5 protein-coding genes are annotated in these 7,186 nt (G+C 43.7%); 2 read left to right on the top strand and 3 right to left on the bottom strand.

The window, feature by feature from the left end; all coding sequences use genetic code 11:
• Together ACFIKG_RS08135 and ACFIKG_RS08130 are read left to right on the top strand one after the other, a co-directional pair.
• On the top strand, nucleotides 1–1,143 hold a 1,143-nt coding region (locus ACFIKG_RS08135; RefSeq protein ID WP_375652081.1), incomplete at its 5' end, for a tyrosine-type recombinase/integrase.
• A 210-nt stretch (nucleotides 1,144–1,353) separates the two neighbouring features.
• Complete coding sequence (locus ACFIKG_RS08130; RefSeq protein ID WP_007347209.1) at nucleotides 1,354–1,554, top strand: AlpA family transcriptional regulator; 201 nt, start codon at nucleotides 1,354–1,356, stop codon at nucleotides 1,552–1,554.
• Between the two features lie 54 nt (nucleotides 1,555–1,608).
• Here the strand turns inward: ACFIKG_RS08130 and ACFIKG_RS08125 are convergent, their stop codons facing one another.
• The 3 genes from ACFIKG_RS08125 to ACFIKG_RS08115 form a co-directional block, all read right to left on the bottom strand.
• Entirely contained in the window at nucleotides 1,609–1,968 is a 360-nt protein-coding gene (locus ACFIKG_RS08125; protein WP_375621745.1) for a hypothetical protein, read from the bottom strand.
• A gap of 176 nt (nucleotides 1,969–2,144) precedes the next feature.
• A complete protein-coding gene (locus tag ACFIKG_RS08120) occupies nucleotides 2,145–2,546 on the bottom strand; it encodes a hypothetical protein (protein WP_375630831.1) in 402 nt (133 codons plus the stop codon).
• A partial coding sequence (locus ACFIKG_RS08115; protein ID WP_375652080.1) for a hemagglutinin repeat-containing protein occupies nucleotides 2,543–7,186 on the bottom strand: 4,644 nt, incomplete at its 5' end. The genes ACFIKG_RS08120 and ACFIKG_RS08115, both read right to left, overlap by 4 nt.

The following is a 7,186-nucleotide window of genomic DNA, read 5'->3' as shown; positions in this document are numbered from 1 at the left end:
GCAAGGGCTGTCGCAACATTGGGAGCTGGCAAATATAATGATGGTGCCGGCTTGTTACTTCATAAGCGTAAAGATGGAGGTGCTCAATGGATTTACCGTTTTACCATTCATGGGCGGCGCCGTGAAATGGGCTTGGGTGCTTTAAGAGATGTTTCTTTAAAACAAGCCCGTGAATGTGCAATGCAATGGCGTGCTGTTTTACGTGAAGGGCGTGATCCTATTAAAGAACGCAATAAACAAAAGCGTGAGGCAATAAGTAATCTCCATTATTTCAAAGATATCGCGTTGGATGCTTTTGAAAGCCGTAAAGCTGAACTAAAAGGAGATGGTAAAGATGGGCGTTGGTTTTTACCCTTAAAACTCCATATTCTCCCCAAATTAGGTTGCCTCCCCGTTTCAGAGATTACACAAACAGAGATACGCAATACACTTGCTCCCATTTGGCATACAAAAGCAGCAACAGCTGATAAAGCTCTTACCCGCCTTAATATTTGTCTCAAACATGCGGCTGCTTTGGGTTTGGATGTTGATTTACAAGCAACAGAAAAAGCACGCGCTCTCTTAGGTAAACAACGCCATAAAACGCAAAATTTTCCAGCTATGGATTGGAGAGATGTCCCTGCCTTTTATAAAACACTTTGCGAAGCATCAACCTTAACACAACTGGCTTTGCGTTTGCTTATTTTGACAGGCGTTCGTACCAACCCTTTGTGTCATATTCATAAAGACCAAGTTGATGGCGATATCTGGACAATCCCTGCTGAAAATATGAAAGGTCGACGTGATACTACAGAAGAGTTTCGCGTGCCTCTATCATCAGAAGCATTAGAAATCTTAAAACAAGCGCGCTTGCTTTCTCGCAATGATTTCTTCTTTTCTGCAACCGGTCGGGGTCCCCTCGCTGCAAATTGTATGGCTCAATATATGAGAGACAATAAAATTGAGGCATGCCCCCATGGATTTCGTTCTAGTTTACGTGATTGGCTCGCTGAAACAACCGATGCCCCTTATGAAGTCGCAGAAACTATTCTAAGTCATACAGTAGGCGGTAAAGTAGAGCGTGCCTATCGTCGGACTGACTATTTAGAACAGCGCCGCGTTTATATGGATAAATGGGCGGCTTATGTCACGGGTCAATCTTAAGATATGGGGTGAATAACCCCATGATCTGTGGATAACTTTAGCTCTCTTTTCTCTCATTCTTTCTCAATAAGAGTCATAAATTATCACATCAGAAAAACTATGATAAAATATTGTTTTCTATAAATAAAATACCTTCAAAAATGAACCAAAATGTGGTTAATAAATAGTTATGATTTGTTCTCATTTTTTTACTTTTGAAAGGATTTTAGTATGACAGAAAATGATATTCTTTTAACAGACCGTGAAAGTGCAAAATTGCTTCATATGAGTGTTTCAACATTCCGGCGTCATGTTACCAATGGCTCTCTCCCAAAACCTTTAAAATTTGGCTTTTTATCGCGTTGGTTACAATCAGATCTTTTGAATGTCATCGAGCAAGCGAAACAACAACGTCAAAGTGACGCAGCATAAAAAGAAAACCTTGTCACATAAGGATGGACAAGGCTTTCTCTGCTGAAGCAAGACTTAAGGTTCGCATTCAAGTTGTTCTGAATGTTTTTTACAATAAGGGCTATTTAAGCGTCTCTCAACACTTCGCTGAGGCATGACAGCACCAGGACGACATATGGGAAGGTTGTCTGATTTATGGTTCTCACACCAATCTTGTATTGTAAAGCTAGGGCGAAAACCTGATTGCGCCATACACATTTCAATACTGGCAAATTGATTCAAATCTAGCGCCACAACCTTATTAAGGTCCGGTACTCCACATTCTAAAAGTATTTTATTTCTCCATAATGCTGGAGAAAGTGAGGGAATTGAGTTAACACATCCAGTGATACTTAACAGAGCTATACAACTCAACAGTTTTAAGATTTTCTTCATTCTTCCCCTCTTTCAATGGATTTATTTACAATAAACAGCTCATAAGCTTGTTGATATTTTCTGTCACCGCTGTTTAAACAACGGTGAACAATATTGAAATGGTTGCTTGAGGAAACAATCCCGCACAGGCATGTAAAAACGTGAGTGTGGGGATTGTCGGTCATCACAAACAAAACTTAAGGTTTGCATTCAGGTTGTACTGGACTTCTTTTACAAAAAGGGCTGTTTAAGCGCTTTTCGACACTTCTCTTCGGGATGACAGCACCAGGCTGACAAATGGGAAGGTTTTCCCTCCAATGATTCACACACCAAGATGGACCGCCATATCTGTCACGGAATCCTGCTTGAATCATACAAGCATAAATTGTTGCATTATCATTATTGCTGAGCTTTTGATTTTCAGCCTCAAGATAATTAAGGTGTGGCATGCCACATTCTAGCAATGCTTTTCCTACCTCGGTAAAGTCTGCTCCTGGCTTGATCCACCCATATACTTCCCCTGGAGGAGATTTGTCCATATCACATCCAGTAATACTTAATAGAATGAGCAGGCTCAATAAGTTAAATCGTATTTTCATTTTTTGTTCCCTGTTCTCGTGGAATAAAATTTTATAAAATCAAATGAACCGTAATCATTTTTACACTTAGCACTTGCATCAGCATAACAATTATGGGTACTAGGATTATAGCCGATGATCGCTCCCCCCATCTCTCTGAGGGGTAGAATTAACGGATGTAATGAATCATATGGTTTGGAACGTACCCCATAAGCCGTAGGCCAATTGTAACCAATCACTGTACTAATGGGGTCTAACATATGACCTTGTATGTAGATATAATTTTTTTCGCCATCGCTTAGATAATCTACTGTATTGGCCATCGATTGCATGTGAGCAGCCGCTCCAACAAGATAGAAGTCTGTTTTCTTGGCTACACTGTGGATACCATGTTCTTGCAAGTCATTTGCTCCATTGCGTATTGTTAAGGTACCCCGGCTATGCCCACTAACAATAGCATTGTCATTGCCATAACGATAGATAAAATCTTGGAACTTCTTGGTCGAATTACTCAATCCCCAAGTGCTACCCTCCCAAAACTTTTGATAATATGCTACCCCTAATTCTACCAGCACATCATCAGCTTGGGGAAAGTATGTAAAATAAAGGGGACCATTTTTATTAACAGCCAATTGGACAGCATTACCGGCTGCTTCATCTGGTGAATTAAAAATGCCATTGTAGAACATATAAACAGCACCATTAGGGCCTTTTTGTAAATGCTTTTCTTCCTCTGGCTTTAAAAAGTGATACAGAGTGATATATTTTCCATCATTGCCTTTTATATACTCTCCATTTTCATCGGTTAAATAGAGGACATTGCCATTTTCATCATGCGCAACCTCACCCACTGGATGGTCAACATAAAATGCCATTTTACGAACCCCATCCCATATATCAAACCATTCATCTACCCATTTATTTCTCATACCTAAACGATTACGCAATATATCCTCAAGCGGTGCGACATCTAGCTGTCCTACTGCCTGGTGGGCTGTAGCGGTGTTGCGGTTGAGTGCACCAATGATTTGTCCAGCATCTTGCCCCATCGCCCTCTGTCCAGTTATATCAGTAAGGATGATAGTCCCATCACTGATAGCAGATTTGGTTTCTCCTTCTGCTGCATCCTTGGCTTTGCCGTGATTTAAAACATTCTTGGCAATGTTTTTTATCGTGTCGTTCCCAGAAAGGCTAAACCCATGGCTGCTGGCTTTAGCATGGGCACTGTTGCTGATATCACTGGTGCTAATGCTTCCTGTGGTCAGGCTGTTTTTATCTGCCGGCGCGGTGCTGGCAATGATGCCTCCGGTCAGCATTGTTTTGTCTTTAACTATGATATTAAAGCCGCCATCACCCGCTTTGATGCCTGATTGTTCCACAACACTATGATAATCGCTGGAGGATTTATCCTTTTGGAAAGAGGCGCTCATGGAGCCCCCACCACCCGTTTGTCCAGCACCAAACCCAACAGAAACAGAGTTTTGCTTGCTGGAAGTTTGTCCCGTATCACTGCGGCTGGTAATGGCAAAATCACCCCCTACTTCCATTTCTACACGCTCTCCAGAAACCACGGCGCCTGCCAATGTGGTGTTTGCCCCACTCGTGGTATGAACAGTGCCGGTGCCTATAATATGGCTGTTTTTGTGTTGAACTTCCTCACTGGAACCTTCCCCTTGACTAAAAGCAGCACTACCCGTTGCCCCTGCGCCACCCGTGCCATAACCGGTGCCAACACTCATTGAAGCACTTTCACTGCTGTTTTGTGTGCTTTGCGTGTTTTGCGCACTTTCAAAGATGATATCTTCACCTGCTTCCATGGTGATCTTTCCGCTCTGTGCATCATTTTCCAGCACATAGATTGGATTGGTACCAGCGATAATATCAGCACCAACACCATGAATGCTGCCTTTGTGGGCTTGCATGTTAACAGCGCGTCCGCCTTCTATGCTATCTGTCACCGCTGTGGAGACTTGAGAAGAGGCTTCTGTTTTCTCAGTTTTAAAGCCCACGGTTACACTGCCAGATGCACCCGCCATATTGGCAAGAGCATCCTTGGTGGAGCCCCCCAATCCTCCTAATGAGCTACTCAGTCCTTTGGTTATATTCCCCTTTTCCCCCGTATTGCCAGTCAGCCAATTAACAAAGGTTTTGCCTTTACTATAAAGATGACTGATTTTCATGCCGGTCAGTATGCCATTAATAACTGTATTGTTACCATCCTTATTATTCATGTGATCTGCGGCATCTTTTAGTCCTTGTACCGTGCCAAGGACACCGATATCAACGGAAGTTGTCACACCAGCAAAAGACTTTTCATGTGTCTCTTTGCCGTTAGAGGTATCATAGCTTTCTGAAAGCGTGATATTATTGCCGGCATCCATGTTGACATCACGATCCGCCGAAACAATGGCTGCTTGTAAATTCACATCATTATCAGCAGTAATCTGCACATCTTGGCGTGCCGTGATGTGTGATTGTGTGGAAGTGGTTTCCCATTGATCGCCCGTATCTTTGGCGCTTGCAATTCCAACACCTACAGAAGCACCGCTGTTGCTCTTTTCAAACTGAATGCCAAAGCCTGTGCGTTCTTCCTTTGAGCTTGAGGAATGGCTATTATGACCAACAAGCACATTCACATCACGAGTTGCCGAAAGGTTAATATTCTCACCTGCAAGATCAGAGCCAACAATTTTCACATCTTTTTTCTTGGCAGTGATGTTGATCGTACCATCCGCATTGAGAGAAGAACCTTGATGCTCAAAACTCTCTTCATTTTCTGTCTTTCCCTCACTCCCGTATATCGACACAAAACCCTTGCCTGATCCCACACCAAAACCTGTTTCATGCTCCTCTGAATGGCTCTTATGATGATCTGTCATGCCATCAATCGTCACACTTTCTCCGCTCACATGAATATCTTCATTTGCAAACATATGAGAAGCAGTGATTGTGGTCTCTTTGTCTGATTGCGTGATAATGTTGCCCGTCGCCCCAAGGATAGAGGAGACCGTTGTGGTATGCGATTGAGATGTATCGGACGATTCCTCATGCAAAAAGCCACTTGAAGACGATTGTGCTTGCTGATCAAACTGTTCTTGGGCGCCTTTTATGACAATCTTTCCCCCAGAGTGAATGGTAATATCCGCTTGTTTCTGTTCTCCTGGTGCTTCCTCTCCTGACGTTTCCTCTGCCTTACCGGCTATGAGCGTCGAGGCTATAACTTCCGTGTTGTTTCCTGAGTCAATGGCAATGCCTTCACCCCCAGATATGAGTGAACCGGAAACTTGGGTAGCATCCACCTTGTTATGCACGGATTTGCTGCTACTAAATGCTCCACCGTCTTTATGGTACGACATCTCATAGTGTAAGCTATCCTCTGCATTGGTGATCAGGACATCGTTGCTGGCTTTCAGCCCTACCTTGCCATCAGCCGCAATGGAACTGCCTGTGATGCTAAGATCATGCGGTTTGCCATCCTGCCCTGCAATGATCGTGGTATCACCTCCCGATTTTATCGAAGAGCCAACGGCATGAGAAGCTTGCATGTCCACTTTCGTGTTTTTGCCCTGAAGATGATACTCCATCTCATCGTTTCTCACCCCTATTGTTACCTCCCCTTGGGCGCCAAGTCCAACATTGCCCTTCGCATCTATATCGGAAGCAGCAATATGGATATCGCCACCCGATAGAACAGTGGTATCTTTTCCAGAACTTAAATGAGAGCCATTGTGCACGGCAACATGAGATGTTTCACTCCCATTCTGATTGTCCATACTGTTGCGTGTGGCATCAATTGAAACGTTTTCTTTTGCCTGTAAGGAAAGTTTATCCGTTGCTTGAACATCAGAGCCTAAGATATTCAAATCTTTTCCAGAGAGAAGTGTCGTTGAGCCACCAGAGTTGACTTCTGATTTATGATGCATGGTGGCATCACCCTGTTCATCATGGTAATGGGTTTCTGCTGAACCGATCGTCAAGTTGCCTTCTTCTGTAGCCATGGCAAGATCACCTCCGGTGGTGATCCCCACCCCTGAGGCGGTAATATCTTGTTTGGCAATCACGCTCGCATTGCCACCAACAGAAAGCGCCTCGGTGTTTAATACTGTCTCCACGCCGTCAACCGTTGTGCGCCCTGCATCTAAACGAATATTCTTCTCCGCAAGGATAACAGCATCCCCACCCGCCGCAAAATGCCCCCCTTGACTGAGGATATCCCCGCCATGCACATGCAATTGGTGGTTTGCCGCAATCCGCCCTGAATTGGTTATTGTGGAATTGCTCGTATTTTGGCTGGTGATATTGACATCATCGCCCATGATCAAAGCCCCAGAAGAAACAAAGGAGGCTCTGTCTTTTTCAGGGATATAAAGCACCGGTGCATAAACATCCATGCCCTTGACCTGTTGGCGCACATAAATCACCATCGGGGCTTCTAGAGAAGCCAATTGTTCTTCACTCAAAGCCTCACCAAAAGTCAAATTGTGGGCTTTTGCATATTCTGCCCCGACATCCAGCAAGGTTTTGACTTGTTCAATGGCATCACTTCCAGGAATAAAGGAACCTTTGCCCAAACCTTGACCAACAAGATCACGCATTTGTTTTTCAATCAGCTGCTTTTCAAAATATGCATCGCCTAAGAAAAAAATCTCTCTGTCAGGATT

Source organism: Bartonella sp. LB28NMGDW (assembly GCF_042194435.1).
Lineage (GTDB): Bacteria > Pseudomonadota > Alphaproteobacteria > Rhizobiales > Rhizobiaceae > Bartonella > Bartonella grahamii.
The sequence above is the reverse complement of the archived record's forward strand: the minus strand, read 5'-3'. Positions and strand labels throughout refer to the sequence as shown.

Bases quoted from the DNA above. Each gene is read 5' to 3' on its own strand.
- ACFIKG_RS08130 (WP_007347209.1), top strand. From the start codon at position 1,354: ATGACAGAAAATGATATTCTTTTAACAGACCGTGAAAGTGCAAAATTG.
- ACFIKG_RS08125 (WP_375621745.1), bottom strand. From the start codon at position 1,968: ATGAAGAAAATCTTAAAACTGTTGAGTTGTATAGCTCTGTTAAGTATC.
- ACFIKG_RS08120 (WP_375630831.1), bottom strand. From the start codon at position 2,546: ATGAAAATACGATTTAACTTATTGAGCCTGCTCATTCTATTAAGTATT.